The organism is bacterium (assembly GCA_040755755.1).
In the GTDB taxonomy this organism is placed as follows: domain Bacteria; phylum SZUA-182; class SZUA-182; order DTGQ01; family DTGQ01; genus DTGQ01.
Map to the genome: position 1 here is coordinate 149,776 of JBFLZW010000018.1, position 16,294 is coordinate 166,069.

Consider the following 16,294-nt stretch of genomic DNA (forward strand, 5'->3'; position numbering starts at 1 on the left):
TGTATTCTTTCGGGCCTATTTCGTGTATTTCGTGGTTAAAATTCTTTGCCAAGTTAAGCTAAATAGTTTATTTCATTATCGCCGGTATCGTGCTTTCCATTCTGGCCGAACGGAGAACCGGGGGTATCGGCGGCGGATATACCCGCTAAGCCCTGCTCTCTTCTTTTCTGGTATTGGCCTTCCGGATAGCCGGAAAACCTGCTTTGTTTCTGATGGCCGATGCCTCCTCCCCCAACGGATACGGAAAATTGATTTACTTCCAGCCCCTGATCTGCAAGATGCCTGGCCAGTGACACCTTGAGGGAGGCAAGATTTTCCTCCAGAATTTTCTGTGTCTGCGGGTTATCTGCCGCCAGATGAGCCCTGAACATGTTTTCCTTCAGTTCGAGACTGATATGCAGCCTGCCCAGATGCTCCGGATGAAGATTTACGGTCAGGCTATGGCCGTTGTCCCGGATATGAGCCGTGAGCCGGGGCATGACCTGCTGGATTATCTCCTCCACAGGAGAAGATGCGGCTGAGGTAGAGGTATTGATTGCAGCCGGCAGCGATGTGCTTTCCCTGAGAGACGGCTGGCCGGGTAATTTCAGGGAAAATGCCGCCTCTTTACTGTCAGGTGATGTCAGGGGGCCGGATTTGGGCTTATCATGGTAAGGAGTTGACTGCTTTTCCACCAGACCCGTCAGGCTCCGGGAAATTGCCGGAACATCCACCTCCTTCGATGGAGGTGCCGCGAACGGATGGGGCGGGGAAGAAACTGATATGCCGCTTCCGGGCTGCTCCTTGCTGCTGATGGGCAGTACGTTTTTTTCATCCCCCTGTTGTGCGGATGATGATTTTGAGCCCGGCTTTACCGGCTGAGTCTGACTCTGCCAATTCTGCGGGGGATTCAGGTCCACCTGCCGGGTGAGTTTGCCCTGGAGGTCAACATCTCCCTGCAAAGCCTTCGGTATGGCCTTCGGGTCAGTATCCTGCTGTTTGCCCTGAAGATTGCCTGCCTGCTGTTGAGCCTGGAAGTCAACCGCCCGCTGTCTGCTCTGATGATCAGCATCCCCCCCCTTCCTGTCCTGGAAACCGATCTCCTCCCGGTTGCCCTCCGGATCGGTGATTCCCTGTACAATGTGCGGACCAATCACTTGCTGCTTGCCGAGGGGATCGATATCCTGTCGCGTACCCTGCGGATCAATCACTCGTTGAGTGCCCTGGAGATTACCCTCTTTTTGCATAACCTGCGGATCAATATCCGCTTTTTCCCTCCGCGGGTCGGCATCCTGTGGTTTGCTGTGCCGGTCTGTCTCACCCTGTATGCTTTGCAGTTTATCGCTCTGCTGGTCAATCTCCCTCTGCCTGCCCTGCGGATCGATGGTTCGCGGATTGACGGTTTCTTGTATAACCCGCAGATCAATCAGCCGTTGTTTATCCTGCGGATCGATCTTTCCCTGAAGATCAGGATCAGATTCAACCGGCAGGTCAAACTTTGGCTGTGGATCGAAGCTTTCCGGAAGATTAAGGTCTTCCCACGAATTCAGGTCTGTTGACAGAGCAGGCTCCGCTTGCTGGTTAAGATTATCCTGCGGGGCAGGAACGAGACCCGGCTTGCGTTCGTCCTTCGGGTCAGGTCCTCTGTTCATATTGAGCTCATCCTGCCTGGCAGATGCTGCATCTAAACTGAGCGCGCCCTGCTCATCAGGCCCTGCCAGCCAATTAACTCTATTTTGGCCCTGCGGCTCAGGAACTGACTCCAGGATGGGCTCACCCTTCGGGTCAGGCTCTACCTTCATATTGAACTCATCCTGTCTGACTGATGCTGCCTCTAAGCCGGGTTTGCCCGCCCCATCAGGCTCTGCCTGCCAATTAATTCTATCCTGTCCCTGATACTGCTGCTCAGGAACCGGCTCCGGATTGAGCTTGCCCTTCGGGTCATGTTCTGCCTGCGGGTCAAGTTTATCCTGCCTGGCGGATGCTGTCTCCAGGTTGGGCTTACCCTTCTGGTCAGGCTCAGCTTGCGGGTTGAACATGCTCTGCTGGGTGGGCGCTGCCTCCATGCCAGGCTTGCCCTGCCCATCAGGTTCTGCCTGCCATATAACTCTATCCTGATCCTGAGCCTGATCCTGAGCCTGAAGCCCAGGAACTGGCTCCGGATTAAAATCGTCCTTCTGGTGAGGTTCTATCTTCAGGGTAAGCTCATTCTGCTTGACAGACACTGCCTCCAAACCGACCTTGCCCTGTTCATCAGGAATTGCCTGCCATATAATCTTTACCTCTTCCCCTTTTTGTTCCTGAGCCTGCGGCACAGGGATTGGCTCTGGATTGAGCTCACCCTTCTGGTCAGGTTCCGCCTGCGGGTTGAACATGCTCCGCTGGGCAAATACTACCTCCACCTCCGGACTGAGCTTACCCTGGCTATCAGGCTCTGCCTGCCATGTAACTCTATCCTGAGCCTGAGCCTGCGGCGCAGGAACTGGCTCCGGATTGAGCTCGCCCTTATGGTCAAGTTCCACCTTCACCTTAAGCTCATCCTGCATGGCCGATGCTCCCCCCAGGCTCTGGTTGCCCTGCCCATCAGGTGCTATTATCTGCCAATTAATCCTATCCTGTTCCTGGAGCACAGTGACTGCCTCCTGGTTAAGCTCACCCCTCTGCTCAGTCTCTGCCTGCGGAGTGAACATGCTCTGCTGCGCAGACGCTGCCTCCGGCCTGAGCTTGGCCTGCTCATCAGGCCATGCCTGCCAATTAATCTCATTCTGGTCCTGCGGACCGGGAACCGGTTCCGAATCCTGAGCCTGAAGCCCAGGAACTGGCTCCGGATTAAAATCGTCCTTCTGGTGAGGTTCTATCTTCAGGGTAAACTCATTCTGCTTGACAGACACTGTCTCCAAACCGACCTTGCCCTGTTCATCAGGAATTGCCTGCCATATAATCTTTACCTCTTCCCCTTTTTGTTCCTGAGCCTGCGACACAGGGATTGGCTCTGGATTGAGCTCACCCTTCTGGTCAGGTTCCGCCTGCGGGTTGAACATGCTCCGCTGGGCAAATACTACCTCCACCTCCGGACTGAGCTTACCCTGGCTATCAGGCTCTGCCTGCCATATAACCCTATCCCGCTCCTGAGCCTGCGGCGCAGAAACTGGCTCCGGATTGAGCTCGCCCTTCTGCTCAGTCTCTGCCTGCGGGTTGAGCTCATCCTGCCTGGCAGATATTGTCCCTGGGCTCAACCTGCTCTGCCCGTCAGACTCTGCCTGCCATGTAACTCTATCCTGAGCCTGAGCCTGCGGCGCAGAAACTGGCTCCGGATTGAGCTCGACCCTCTGCTCAGTCTCTGCCTGCAGGGTGTGTTCAGAGGTTCCCCATCTTGGAGAGGTGCCTCTCTCATACTCCTCCCCCTTGAGGGGGGGAGCCCCTGTAGCAGGCAAGCCTCCATCACTCTCCTCCCCCTTGAGGGGGGAGGCTGGGTGGGGGTGATGGCTATTCTCACCCTTCTCATTGAAAAAGGGGAAATGGGGAACATCCGGGGTGTGTTCATCCTGTTTGACAGATGCTGCCTCCAGGCCAAGCTTGCCCTGCCCTTCAGTCACCGCATCCCATATAACCCTATCCTGTTCCTGACCCTGCTGCCTAAGAGCTGGCTCCGGATTGAGCTTGCCCTTATGGTCAAGTTCCACCTTCACCTTAAGCTCATCCTGCATGGCCGATGCTCCCCCCAGGCTCTGGTTGCCCTGCCCATCAGGTGCTATTATCTGCCAATTAATCCTATCCTGTTCCTGGAGCACAGTGACTGCCTCCTGGTTAAGCTCACCCCTCTGCTCAGTCTCTGCCTGCGGAGTGAACATGCTCTGCTGCGCAGACGCTGCCTCCGGCCTGAGCTTGGCCTGCTCATCAGGCCATGCCTGCCAATTAATCTCATTCTGGTCCTGCGGACCGGGAACTGGTTCCGAATTGAGCTTGCCCTTCTGACTAAGCTCTACCTGCGGGTTGAATGGACTCCGCTGGGCAGGCGCTGCCTCCAAACCGAGCTTGTCTTGCCCATCAGGCTCTGATTGCCATGTAACCTGGCCCTGATCCTGATCCTGACTCCGAGCCTGCGGCCCAGGGGCTGGCTCCGCCAGGCTAAATTTGCCCTTCTGGTCAGGCTCTGTCTTCATGCCGACTTCATCCTGCCTGGCTGAAGCTGCTTCCAAGCGGAGCCTGCTCTGCTCATCAGGCTCCACCTGCCCTGTAATCCCATTCTGATCCAACGGCCTGAGAACTGGCTCAGGGTTGGGCTTGTCCTTCTGATCAGGCTCTGCCTGCGGATTGAACATGCCCTGCCGGATAGATACTGCCTCCGGGCTCATCGTGCCCCGCCCATCGGGTTCCTCTGCCTTCATATTGAGCTTATCCTGCCTGGCCGATGCTACTTCCAGGCTGGCCTTGTCCTGCCCATCAGGTGCTATCTGCCAATTAATCCTATCCTGTCCCTGGAGCACAGTGACTGGCTCCTGATTGAGCTCGCCCATCTGCTCAGTCTCTGCCTGCGGGGTGAACATGCTCTGCTGCGCAGACGCAGCCTCCGGGTTAAGCTTACTTTGCCCATCAGGAGACTCTGCCTGCCATGTAACCCCATCCGGTTCCTGAGCCTGCGGGCCGGGGGGAACTGTCGCCGGGCTGAACTCGCCATTCTGATCTGAGTCCACCTGCAGGGTATATTCACCATGCTTGACAGGTTCTGCATCAAAGCTAAATTTGCTCTGTCCATCAGGCTCTGCCTGCCAATTAATCCCATTCTGAACCCGCTGCCCGGGAACTGGCTCCGAGCTGAATTTTCCCTTCTGGTCAGGCTCTGCCTGTATCCTGAATTTATCCTGCATGACAGGCACAGGCTCTACCTCATCCTGAGCCTGTGCCCGCGGCACAAAAACTGGCTCCAGATTGAGCTTGCCATTCTGGTCAGGTTCTGCCTTCATGTTGAGCTTATCCTGCCTGGCCGAAGCTGCATCTGAGCTAAGTTTGCCCTGCCCATTGGGCACTGCCTGCCAATCAACCCTATACCTATTCTGCGGCCCAGAAATCAACTCCGGATTGAGCGGGCTCTTCTCAGGCTCCGCCTGGGGGTCAAGGGTGCTCTGCCGGGCAGGTTCTGCGAAGTATTCGCTGTGATTGCCTTCCCCTTCGATGATGGAGCCGCGAACTACCTCCAAAGGAGGTAAGGATTCACCATGATCATCCCCTTCGATCACGGATAGGCTATCCACATCCTCATTAGGAAATGATCTATCATACTCCTCTCTCATGGCTATGACTTCATTATCCACCTTCCCACCAGGTGCGAGACTGTCATCCCTCTCCCCCTCAAAGGGCGATGTCATTAAATCAAGGGCAGTCATTGAGCCCAGGGCAGTCTCTTTCCCCCCTCGCCCCTGTGGAGAGAGGGTTGTGGTGAGCGGCTTTGCGGTGCGAAGCGCTAAGTTAATGACATTGTCCGTAAGGGGGGAGGCTGAATAGGGATGATAGATGAGATCACCCTCTTCTGTCTCCCTGACAAAGGCAGGAGTCTGGCCACTGCCTTCTGCGGCGGCACCCACAGTGTGGGGTAGCCCTTTGGATTGCGGTGGCACGACACCGCTTTCCTTCTCATGGAGTGAGGATGAAGGGATAGTCATTTTCCTTGCAGATGGCTCAACATAGCCGCTTTCATGAATAGCCGGGCTTAACTGAATAGCATTGCCCTCACTGGGGAGAGGGCTGGCAGTGTGCTCAAGCCACAGGGGCTCCCTGCGCCACAGGGGCTTTAAGTCCTCCTCGATAAATGGGAGGTATTGATGACCACGGGATAGACTTTGAGTCACTTCCGGGTCAGGTTGTGTTACCCCAGAGAAGCTTTGAATTCGCACCGGGGGAGGCTGGAACCCCTCACGGATACCCTCATGGCTACCCTGACTTTCCCCAGGGTGAAGTGGGGTTTCCCCAGGGAGGCTCCGGGTGTCTTTCCCTGAACCAATGTCTGTGTCTGCTGACCCCTTATTGACAACTGCCGGTCCGGGCTCTCCTTCCTGCTGTGCCTGGAGTGGGCGCACATTTTCAAAGTCAATCCTGACTGTGGACCAATGGTAAGGAATTATCCGCTTTATATATATTTTATCTGCCTCTGATTCCACCAGGGTTATTCTCCCGATCCCGTTCTTCCCGATCCGATCCTGGGCTCTGTACCTGGCTATACCCCTGCCCCTGGTATCCTGAGACTGAACCATATCCCTGGCTATGGCCTGCGCTCTGAACGTGTCCCCGGCCCAATACCTGTTTTGAGCCACTTCCCCGGCATCTCTCATGAAATACCCGGCCTGAGCCACGTTCATCTTCCCGGTCATGTCCGAGTCCCTGGTCACAGCCACTTCTCCATCCGTATTCACCTCCCCGGATGTTTTCACGCTCCTGGCCATATCCACATCCACGGCTATGTCTCCATCCCTGATCATATCCATATCTCCGGCCATGTCCACATCAGCGGCCATGTCCGTATCTCTGGCCATATCTCTATCCCTGGCCGCATCCAGAGCCAAATTCTCAGCCTGCGGCATATCCTTGACTGCAACCTGCGGCATATCCTTGACCGCATCCCTGACCCTGGCTGCCATGTCCCCGGTCATGTCCTTTGCTTTATCAAAGGAGCTCAGGGAACGGCTCAGAAACTGGAAAAAGAGATTGTCGGAATCAGGGGGAACCGTTTTTGATTCTCTCCCTCTGGATTTTTCTTCGATCTGTCTGGCCGCTCTGGTTTTTATAAATTGGAGGCGATCCGCACCTGATGGAAAATTCTGAGCCGAAAGCATTATCTTTTGCCCCTTGGCCTGTGCTCTTCATTCGTGCACTGAGCCCGTATTGTGTTAAACCCTTCATTTACGAATATGAACGGGAAAACCGTGCTTGTGATCCTGCCTTCTCATATCTCATATTTTCAGCGTGTTCTTGATCATATCCTTGGTCGCGCTGACTGCGGTAAGATTAGCTTCGTAGGCACGCATGGTAGTGAGCAGATTGCCCATTTCCTCTATGGGGCTGATATTGGGCATGGCCACTACACCATCGGCATCTGCATCCGGATGCGAAGGGTCATAGACCAGGTTCGGCTGCCGGGGATCGGTGAAGGTTCCGATCACTTCGACTTTGTTCACCGGCCTTATTCCAACGGATTTCAGGATTTCCTCAAAGGTAGGCTGTTGAACCGGAATGGCTGCGAAAGTGGCGTCCTGACGGCGATAGGGGCCGCCGGCAGCAGTCCTGGTGGTGGTAGCATTGGCAATATTGCTGGAAATAAGATTCATCCGATAGCGCTGGGCCATCAGCCCGGAGGAACTGACATCAAGTGAGGTAAACAGATTCATGGCTATTTTCTCCCTTCGGCAATAACTGTCCGCAGTTGCTCGAACCGTTTCGAGAGCATCAGAGTCAGAGTGGTGAACATGAGCTGATTTTCAGTAAGTTTGCTCATTTCCAGGTCCAGATCCACGGTATTTCCGTCATTCTTGACCGGCGTGGAAGTTGGCACCAGTTGAGGATCACGCAGCTTTTCATTCATTACCAGATCAAATGCCCGGTAATTGGGGGTATTCAGGTTGGCGATATTCGAGGAGATCAGGCTGTTGCGCCTGACCCGGTAATCCACTCCCTGTTCCAGATCAGGAAAGGGTTGATCGAACAATTTTTTTTGAATAATCCGGCCGGTCTGGCCTTTCGATTCAGCCTCAATATTCATTGGCGCATTTTCGATTCTACTGATTGGCACTTGAGTACTCTCCCTGGACAGCATATCCTGAGTCAAAGGTCAAAGACCGCTTCACTGCAAAGACTTCGGTTCCTATCTCGTAAGAAACACCAGCCATACGGTTATGGCTGGAACAAATAATCTCCTACACGGTAACATCAATCCTTGGGGCCTGCTCTTCTTCCTGCTCCTGCGAAGGTGCTCCTCCAGATACCTTCTTCACTCCCGCCTGAGCTGATTCCTGCTTCTTCCTGAGCGGAGACCGGCTGTTCTTCCGGCTGCCCTGATTCCTCCCGCCCACAGCCGGGTAACCGGCTACTGGCGGCTGTATGCCGACTGGATTGATCATGCTTTTCCCCCTTTCATCCTTTTCGATTCCTGGCCACGTCTTTACTGACCACTGGCCACTGACCACTGTTTCCTCCCCCCTCCCCTACAGCATCACTTCCCGGAGTTTCTGCTTCAGCAGGATCATGGCCTTGGTATGCCGCTCCGAGATAGTCGATTCGGCAAGGCCCAGGATAGTGCCGATTTCTTTCATGGTCAGCTCGTCCCAGTAATAGAGCGAGAGGATCATCTGGTCCTTGACGTTCAGCTCGTTAATGGCCTTGGCCAAGAGGTCTTTGATCTGCTTCAGATTGACCTTCTCATAGATGGTTTCATCCTGTGAGCTTTTCAGGCATTCGAGAATATTGTCCTTCTCATCGATGGGCAGGACTTTGGTTAAATCCTCCAGGCTGATAATGGACACGTTGCGCACCTGATTGATGAGCTTATGGTATTTTTCCAGGGAGATATTCATTTCCGCGGCAATTTCCTCATCGGTTGCTGCCCGGCCCTTTCTCTGCTCCACGTCGATGTAGGCTTTTTCCACCTTCTTGACCTTCTGGTGTATGGAGCGGGGAGTCCAGTCCTGGGCCCGCAGCTCATCCAGAATTGCCCCGCGGATCCTGAACTCTGCATAGGTCTTGAACTTGACGTCCTTGGAAGCGTCAAATTTTTCTATGGCATCGAGGAGACCGATGATGCCCGCTTCGATCAGGTCTTCGGTCTGGACATTCGGAGGCAGACGGTTGGCGATGCGGGTAGCGATGAATTTGATCATGGGCAGATGATCAAGGATCAGTTGGTTGCGATCCTCTTCGCTTTCAATCCAGGATGTCTCGTACTGCTTCTCGGTTTTAAATATATTTTTCATAATAGGGGTACCTCACTCATGTCCCAGATTAAGGACATTACTCAAGAAGAAATTAATGCTTTTGTTAGACCACGGGTCGTAGGGAATACCGCCAACAGATTCTGCTACCTTCCGGATCTCCTGACTGATCCTGGCCCTGGGGTACTGCTTGACCACGATCTGCTGGTTCCTTGATGCCTGAACCAGTCTGGGATCAGCCGAGAGAGTCCCGAGGTGTCGGATGGGAACCTTGAGGAAGCGCTGGCAGATCTTCTCCAACTTCTGAAAAAGATCCTTTCCATGCAGGGCGTTATATGCATGGTTGGTAATGACATGAAACCCGGTAACACCATACCGTATGGCCAGTACCTTGATGGTGGCATAGGCATCGGCCAGAGAGGTCGGATCCGGGGAGAGTATGACTATCACCTCCTGAGCCATCTGGTTAAAAGCCATGACATTGGAAGAGATGCCGGCTGCCGTATCGATCAGGATGAAATCGTAGTGCTGATCCAGAAGATCGAGCTGGGATTTCAGGTAGAGCTTCTGGCTGGCGCTCAGGTGGGTCATCTCTTCGATACCGGAAGCTGCGGGCAGGATCGAAACTCCATCGGGGCTTTCGGCAATCACTTCAAAGATGCTTTTCTCCTGCCGGATAACATGCTGGAGCGTCCACTGAGACGAGATCCCCAGCAGGATATTGACATTGGCCAGTCCAAGATCGGCATCGATAATCAGCACCTTTTTGTTGAACTGCCGCAAGGCAAAGGCCAGATTTACGGCGATGTTGGTTTTTCCCACCCCTCCCTTGCCGCTGGTGATGGAAAAAATTCTGGCCTTCTGGATGAGCAGGGGAGCGGCGGACTCATCAGGGATTGCAGCAGTTACAGCTACCATTTTGCGAAGGTTGTCTGCCTGGTCAAACATGCTTCTTTCTCTCTCCCTGCGCTCTCCAGTCGTTCGCCTGAAGGTCCGGTGAAGGCAGAAACCGGCTCTTCTGAAACAATAAATCGACGATGCCGTCTGGTGTGGCCACCTCGATATCTTCGGGAACCTTCTGGCCTGTGGTTATATAGGAGATGGGCTTTCCGGTATAAATCATGTGATTAAAGATAGTGCCGGGATATGAGCTTTCATCCAGCTTGGTAAACAGCAGTTTCTCATACCGCAGCAGATTGAACTTCTGACTGATATTGATCAACTCCTTTTCATTGGTATTGATGCTCAGCACCAGGTGGATCTCGGGATCGGCGACCTGGGCCATAAATGCATTGAGCAGTTGCAGGTGTTCCTGGTCATTATGGCTGAAGCCCGCCGTATCGATGAGAACATAATCCTGATCCTGGTATTGAAGCACGGCTTTTCGCATCTGCTCGAACGAGGAAGCCGGTGTTATGGGAATATTCATGATTCCGGCATAGGTATTGAGCTGTTCCACTGCACCGATCCGGTAGGTGTCAATAGTTATCAGGCCGACCTTCTGCCGTTTCTTCAACACGATTTCAGCGGACAGTTTGGCAATGGTCGTGGTTTTTCCGGTCCCCGTAGGCCCGACCAGGGCCACGAATTTCGGTTTTCGTGCACCCTGCTCTATCGGCCCGGAAGTCTTAACCAGCCGGGCAAGGATATCCCTGGCCAGTCCTTCCAGGTGGAGGCTGGTATAGTTTTCCGGCTGCGGGATCTCCAGAGTGAGGACTTCATAAATATGCTCGATAATGTCCTCCTGAAGGCCGATGTTTTTGAGTAATTGACAAAGGGAAACAATCGGGCCATGGCCTTTTCGGCTCTCCCGGCCTGGACCGGAATTTTTTCCGCGAAATGAGCTGAAAGCGCCTTTCATGCTCTGCGCCATCTGCTTTGCACCCTCGGTCATCCACTGGAAATCGGGCAGGTGCCTGCGGGAGCGCTGCTGATCGATTTGGGGATCGATACCGGCAGTACGGACTGAACCCGGCCCGGCAGACCGGACCGGCGACGGTTCAGGGGGCTGCTGTGCTGAAGGCAGAATGCTTGCCGGATACTGGCGCGGATGCCCGGAGGATGGGATATCTTCATCCAGGGCAGCCATAACTTCCACCCGGGCCGGAGACATGAGGGCCAAAGGTCCGGTCCTGGCCTTGATATTATTGACGGACAATATGAGCGCCTCAGGCCCCAGTTCCCTTTTGACCTGTCGCAGAGCTTCCTGGATATTTCCGGCTACATACTTTTTAATGTGCATTCGGCAGTTCCACCACGCCTAAGGATTGAATTTTGATGTTATCCGCGATTTCATGATACGCCAGGGTGACCAGCTTGGGGATGAACCGCTCGGTCAGCCCCCTGATATACCGCCGTACTGCACCGGAGCAGAGCAGAATGGGATAATTGTCCGACTCGGTGCTTTTCTCGACAGCGTGGCTGATCCGGGTGATGATCTCCTGAGCCACACCGGGATTCAAGGTCAAATGGCTTCCCTGATCCGTATGCTGGATTGATTTAATAACGATATCCTCGATCTTCTGATCCAGAACAAAAGCGGCCAGGGTCCCTCCCTCGTCCTGGTACAGACTCGAGATAGTGCGGGCCAGTCTGCCCCGGACATATTCGGTCAGAATATCCGGGTCCTTGGTCGATCTGCCATAGTCTCCAAGGGCCTCGATAATCGTCACCAGGTCACGGATCGGTATCTGCTCCTTCAGCAGATTCTGGAGCACCTTCTGGACCGTGCCCAGTGACAGCAGGGCGGGAACGACTTCTTCCACCACCTTGGGGTGTGTTTCAGCCAGACTCTCCAGCATGGTCTGGACATCCTGCCGGGTAAACAGCTCGTGAGAATGTGTCCTGATGACCTCTTTGAAGTGGGTGGCCACGACCGTGGAAAGGTCCACTACCGTATATCCGAGGGCCCTGGCTTTGTTGGTTTCCCGTTCGGGAATCCACAGGGCTGAGAGCCCGAAAGTCGGGTCCGTGGTTGGAATACCCTCGATGGGCACTGCATGCTCGTCCGTATTCATGGCCAGGCAGTGGCCGGGCATCAGGCTTCCGTGGGCAACAGCCACTCCCTTGATAAGGATGGAGTAGGCATTCGGGTCAAGCCGCAGATTATCCCTGATTCTGACCGCCGGGAAGACAAATCCCAGCTCTGAAGCATACTGCTTGCGAATGGCCGTAATCCGGTCCAGAATCTCCCCGTGCTGATTCAAGTCGATGAGCGGAATCAGGCGAAGGCCGACTTCAAGGCCCAGGGGTTCAACCAGCGTAAACAGTCTGGCTTCGGTATCGGATGGCGGGGGAGCGGGCCTGGCCTCTTCCTCGGCCTTTTTGTGCTCACCCGTCTGTACCTTGTAGACCGAATACGCCAGAAGGCCGCTGGCTGCCGATAGACCCAGGAACGAGAAAGTGGGAAGGCCCGGCACCAGACCGAAGCAGAACAGGATAGCTGAAGTAAGCCCGATGGCTTTGGGATGAATCAGCAGTTGCTTGGTCATTTCCTCGCCGATAGTCGTTTCCGAAATAGCCCTGGTAACGATGATACCAGAAGCGGTGGAAATAATCAGAGCCGGAATCTGGCCAACCAGTCCATCCCCCACAGTCAGAATGATATAGGTAGTGGCGGCATCGCTGACCGACATCCCCTTTTGCAGCACGCCGACCACCAGCCCGCCGAGAATATTGATCAGGGTGATCACGATGCCGGCAATGGCATCTCCCTTGACAAACTTGCTGGCACCGTCCATAGCCCCGTAAAATTCAGCCTCCTGGGAGATTTTAAGCCTTCGCATCCTGGCCTGCTCTTCGTTGATCATTCCGGCATTGAGATCGGCATCGATGCTCATCTGCTTCCCCGGCATGGCATCCAGGGTAAAGCGGGCTGAAACCTCGGCTGTACGCTCCGCGCCCCTGGTAATAACGATAAAGTTGATCAGAACCAGAATGAAGAAAACCAAGAGTCCAACCACATAGTTGCCGCCGATGACGAAACTGCCGAAAGCCATGATGACTTTTCCGGCAGCTTCGACCCCGTTTTCTCCGTGCAGCAGGATGAGCCGGGTCGAGGCTACATTGAGCGACAGCCGAAAGAGCGTGGCCACCAGGAGCAGTGATGGGAAAACCGAGAATTCAAGCGGATCGAGGGTATAGAGCGAGGAGAGGAGAATGACCACGGACAGGGCAATATCAAAGCTCAGCAGGAAATCCAGCATCAGCGGAGGAAGCGGGATGATCATGACTCCGACAATGCCGATCACACCGGCGGCGATCAGAAGATCGCTCTTTCCGGTCAAGACTTTGATAGGAACCTGAATTCGGGACTGTTCTGCCATAGTTTATGCGACTGCCTTATAAAAGATGAAAGAATGATCTCGCGCAGAGACGCAGAGGCGCAGAGAATGACCAAAAACGATGTCCTCTGCGCCTTTGCGTCTCTGCGCGAGAAATACCAAGAAATGACAACACTGTCGTGTCGTCTTTCCCATAAAAGCGTTTATCTTTGTGTTTTTCTTACCTTCCATATTTCTCCGGTTTCAGCCGGTAGACATAGGCCAGGATTTCAGCTACTGCCTGGTAAAGATGCGGTGGAATCGCCTTTCCGATGTCCACGGTTTTATACAGCAGTTGGGCAAGGGGTTTATTTTCCACCAGAGGAATGCCGTGCTCTCTGGCTATTTCCTTGATTTTTTCAGCAACGAATCCGGCACCTTTGGCAATGACCGTGGGAGCGGCCATACCCCGGGCATCATAGCGCAGGGCAACGGCCAGATGCTGCGGGTTGGTGATAACCACATCGGCCTGGGGGACATGGGCCATCATGCGCTGGCGGGCAATCCGCTGCTGGATCTTGCGAATCTGGGCCCGCACTTTAGGGTCTCCTTCAGCCTGGCGCATTTCCTCCTTGACCTCCTCTTTGGTCATCATCAGGCTTTTATTCCATTCGTACCGCTGGTAGATATAATCGAGAATGGCCATAATCAGCAGGGCAATGGTCGAGCGAAGGAGAATCCTGAACGAGACAGCGCAGATGGAATAAAAGATGCTTCCCGGAGCCATGGCCGAAAGGAGAGGAATGCCGGGCAGCTCCTCCATGATGGTTTTATAGGCGATGAAGCCGATCACCCCTACCTTGAGCAGGGACTTTATCAATTCTGCCAGCGACCTGAGTGAAAAAAGGTTCCAAAAGCCCGTGATCGGATTCAGCTTCCCCAGGTCCGGCTTCAGGGTTTGTGTGGTCAGGAGAAAACCGACCTGGCCGAAATTAGTTGCCAGAGCAAAGACAGCCATCAGCAGAATAATCGGCGCAAGGATGGGCAGCATTTTTTTCTCGATCTGGAAAAGAAGGCTGACCAGGTTGCTGTCCTGAATAGTCAGCTCACCGCTCGATCGAAGCAGCCACTGCATAAGCTCACCCAGATGGTGGAGGAACCTGGCCCCATAAAAATGAAAAGCGATCAGGGTTGCCAGCAGGATGGAAACAGTTCCCAGTTCCCGTGACCTGGCGACCTGGCCTTTGGTCCGGGCCTCGTGCTTTCGCTTGGGAGTTGGTTGTTCGGTTCTTTTCGATCTGTCGGTATCGGCCAACTTTTACATCCCTTTCATCAAAAACAGCAGCGCATGATCCAGGTTACGGAAAGCCTGGCCGAGCACCTGGACAAAGAGCGGCATGGACACAGCCAGAATAAACAGGCCAAGAGCGATACCCAGCGGCATGGCTACCATGAAGATATTCATCTGCGGCATGGTCCTGGCCATAAGGCCGAGAAATACATTGGTAAAAATCGTTATGGCAATGACCGGGGCCCCGATCTGTATGGCCAGAATGAACATCCTGCCAGCCAGAACCATAACTTTTTCCACCAGAATCCCCTGGGGCTGAAATTTGAGGGGCGGAATCAGCCTGAAGCTGCTGACAAGCGCTCTGATCAGAATGTGATGGGCGTTCAGACTCAAAAATATCAGTCCGGCCACAAGATTCTGCAGTTGCCCCAGCAGGGAAACCTGTATCCCGCTCATGGGGTCGAGAATATTGGACATGGCCAGCCCCATCTGGTAGCCTGCAAGTTGTCCGGCCAGTTGAACTGCATCAAAAAGCAGCCGGCTGATAAATCCGAGGATCAGTCCAACCATAAGCTCGGTCGAGGCCAGATAGAAGAGAACGAACGGCTCAGGCGTCACCGAGAAAGATGGCCAGGTTTCCTTCTGCAGGACCGGCGTCAGAATCAGGGCGACCAGAAGTCCCAGCGAAATCCTGATCTGCACCGGAACCACCCGGTCACCGAACAGCGGCGCGGCAAAAAGTATTCCGCTGACGCGGATGAAAATCAGCACAAAAGGTATAAATTGTGTCTCGGTAATCCAGAGAATATCCATAAGCTCACGCTACCTGATAAGCAGGGGAATATTCACGAATATCCTGGTGGCAAAGCCTTTGAGCATGGCAATCATCCAGGGAAAGAACAGCAGCAGGGAGATGGCCACAGCCAGGATTTTCGGGATAAAGGTCAGGGTCATTTCCTGAATCTGGGTGACAGCCTGAAAAAGAGCCACCAGCACCCCCCCGATCAGCCCGGCAATCAGCATGGGGGCCGAGATGAGCAGGGCAAGTTTCAGTGTCTCGTTAATATACTGAATAATCAATTCCGTGGTCATACCGGGTTTTTACTCCTTAAGCGAAACTCTTTACCAGAGAACCCACCATGAGGTTCCATCCATCGATCAGAACAAAAAAGATCAGCTTGAATGGGAGCGAAATCATGATCGGCGGCAGCATCATCATGCCCATTGACAGGAGGACCGAAGAGACCACCATATCGACCACCAGAAAGGGAAGATAAATCAGGAAACCGATCTGAAATGCGGTCTTCAGCTCGCTGATGATAAACGAGGGAATGAGGACCGAGGTAGGAATATCATCAGGCTTTCGCGGTCGTTTCAGATGGGCCAGACTCACGAACAGGGCCAGGTCTTTTTCCCGCGTCTGGCGGAGCATGAATCCCCGCAGGGGGGTGATGGTTTTGTTCCATGCTTCAGCCTGGCTGATCTGCTGGCTCAAGTACGGCTGAAGGGCTTCGGCATTGATTTTTTTCAGAATGGGAGACATGACGAAAAAGGTCAAAAAAAGCGACAGGCCGATGATGATCTGATTGGTCGGCAACTGCTGGGTTCCAAGCGCCTGGCGGAAGAAGGAGAGCACCACGACGATGCGGGTAAACGAGGTAACCATCATCAAAATGGCCGGGGCCAGCGAGAGAATAGTCAACAGAAACAGAATCTGCAATGAAGTACCGATATCCTTCGGCTGGCTTGAGTCGTCCATGCTGACACTGATTTTGGGAATGGAAATCCCTCCCTGCTTCCCCTGCTGGGCCATTGCCGGGACAGTCCCTGCGGCGGTGAGGCACAGG

Annotated in this window: 12 protein-coding genes; all 12 read right to left on the minus strand. The window is 54.0% G+C overall.

All coding sequences use genetic code 11. The features are described 5' to 3' along the window. Window positions 1-53: 53 nt before the first annotated feature. The 12 genes from AB1611_06795 to fliP all read right to left on the minus strand — a co-directional run bounded on the left by AB1611_06795 (window position 54) and on the right by fliP (window position 16,260). Window positions 54-6,806: a flagellar hook-length control protein FliK gene (locus AB1611_06795; GenBank protein MEW6379299.1), complete on the minus strand. Its 6,753-nt coding sequence runs from the start codon at window positions 6,804-6,806 to the stop codon at window positions 54-56. A gap of 117 nt (window positions 6,807-6,923) precedes the next feature. Further along, on the minus strand, window positions 6,924-7,358 hold the full coding sequence (gene flgC, locus AB1611_06800) for a flagellar basal body rod protein FlgC (protein ID MEW6379300.1): 435 nt from the start codon (window positions 7,356-7,358) through the stop codon (window positions 6,924-6,926). 2 nt (window positions 7,359-7,360) lie between these two features. After that, window positions 7,361-7,759 (minus strand): flagellar basal body protein, encoded by a 399-nt coding sequence (locus tag AB1611_06805; GenBank protein MEW6379301.1) that lies wholly within the window; start codon window positions 7,757-7,759, stop codon window positions 7,361-7,363. A 124-nt stretch (window positions 7,760-7,883) separates the two neighbouring features. Next, the gene (locus tag AB1611_06810; GenBank protein ID MEW6379302.1) at window positions 7,884-8,153 is read right to left on the minus strand and encodes a hypothetical protein; all 270 of its coding nucleotides are present in this window, start codon (window positions 8,151-8,153) and stop codon (window positions 7,884-7,886) included. An 18-nt stretch (window positions 8,154-8,171) separates the two neighbouring features. Further along, window positions 8,172-8,936 carry a FliA/WhiG family RNA polymerase sigma factor gene (locus AB1611_06815; GenBank protein MEW6379303.1) on the minus strand — a complete coding sequence of 255 codons (765 nt, stop codon included), beginning with the start codon at window positions 8,934-8,936 and terminating at the stop codon, window positions 8,172-8,174. 12 nt (window positions 8,937-8,948) lie between these two features. Next, on the minus strand, window positions 8,949-9,842 hold the full coding sequence (locus AB1611_06820; protein ID MEW6379304.1) for a MinD/ParA family protein: 894 nt from the start codon (window positions 9,840-9,842) through the stop codon (window positions 8,949-8,951). After that, a complete protein-coding gene (gene flhF / locus AB1611_06825) occupies window positions 9,835-11,136 on the minus strand; it encodes a flagellar biosynthesis protein FlhF (protein MEW6379305.1) in 1,302 nt (433 codons plus the stop codon). Before flhF ends, AB1611_06820 begins: the two co-directional genes overlap by 8 nt. Further along, window positions 11,126-13,219: a flagellar biosynthesis protein FlhA gene (gene flhA / locus AB1611_06830; protein ID MEW6379306.1), complete on the minus strand. Its 2,094-nt coding sequence runs from the start codon at window positions 13,217-13,219 to the stop codon at window positions 11,126-11,128. Before flhA ends, flhF begins: the two co-directional genes overlap by 11 nt. 178 nt (window positions 13,220-13,397) lie before the next feature. Further along, on the minus strand, window positions 13,398-14,471 hold the full coding sequence (gene flhB, locus AB1611_06835; protein MEW6379307.1) for a flagellar biosynthesis protein FlhB: 1,074 nt from the start codon (window positions 14,469-14,471) through the stop codon (window positions 13,398-13,400). Window positions 14,472-14,474: 3 nt separating this feature from the next. Then, on the minus strand, window positions 14,475-15,260 hold the full coding sequence (gene fliR / locus AB1611_06840) for a flagellar biosynthetic protein FliR (GenBank protein MEW6379308.1): 786 nt from the start codon (window positions 15,258-15,260) through the stop codon (window positions 14,475-14,477). Between the two features lie 9 nt (window positions 15,261-15,269). Continuing rightward, window positions 15,270-15,539, minus strand: a complete 270-nt coding sequence (gene fliQ, locus AB1611_06845) for a flagellar biosynthesis protein FliQ (GenBank protein MEW6379309.1) — start codon at window positions 15,537-15,539, stop codon at window positions 15,270-15,272. A gap of 16 nt (window positions 15,540-15,555) precedes the next feature. Then, entirely contained in the window at window positions 15,556-16,260 is a 705-nt protein-coding gene (gene fliP / locus AB1611_06850) for a flagellar type III secretion system pore protein FliP (GenBank protein ID MEW6379310.1), read from the minus strand. Between the last annotated feature and the right edge of the window lie 34 nt (window positions 16,261-16,294).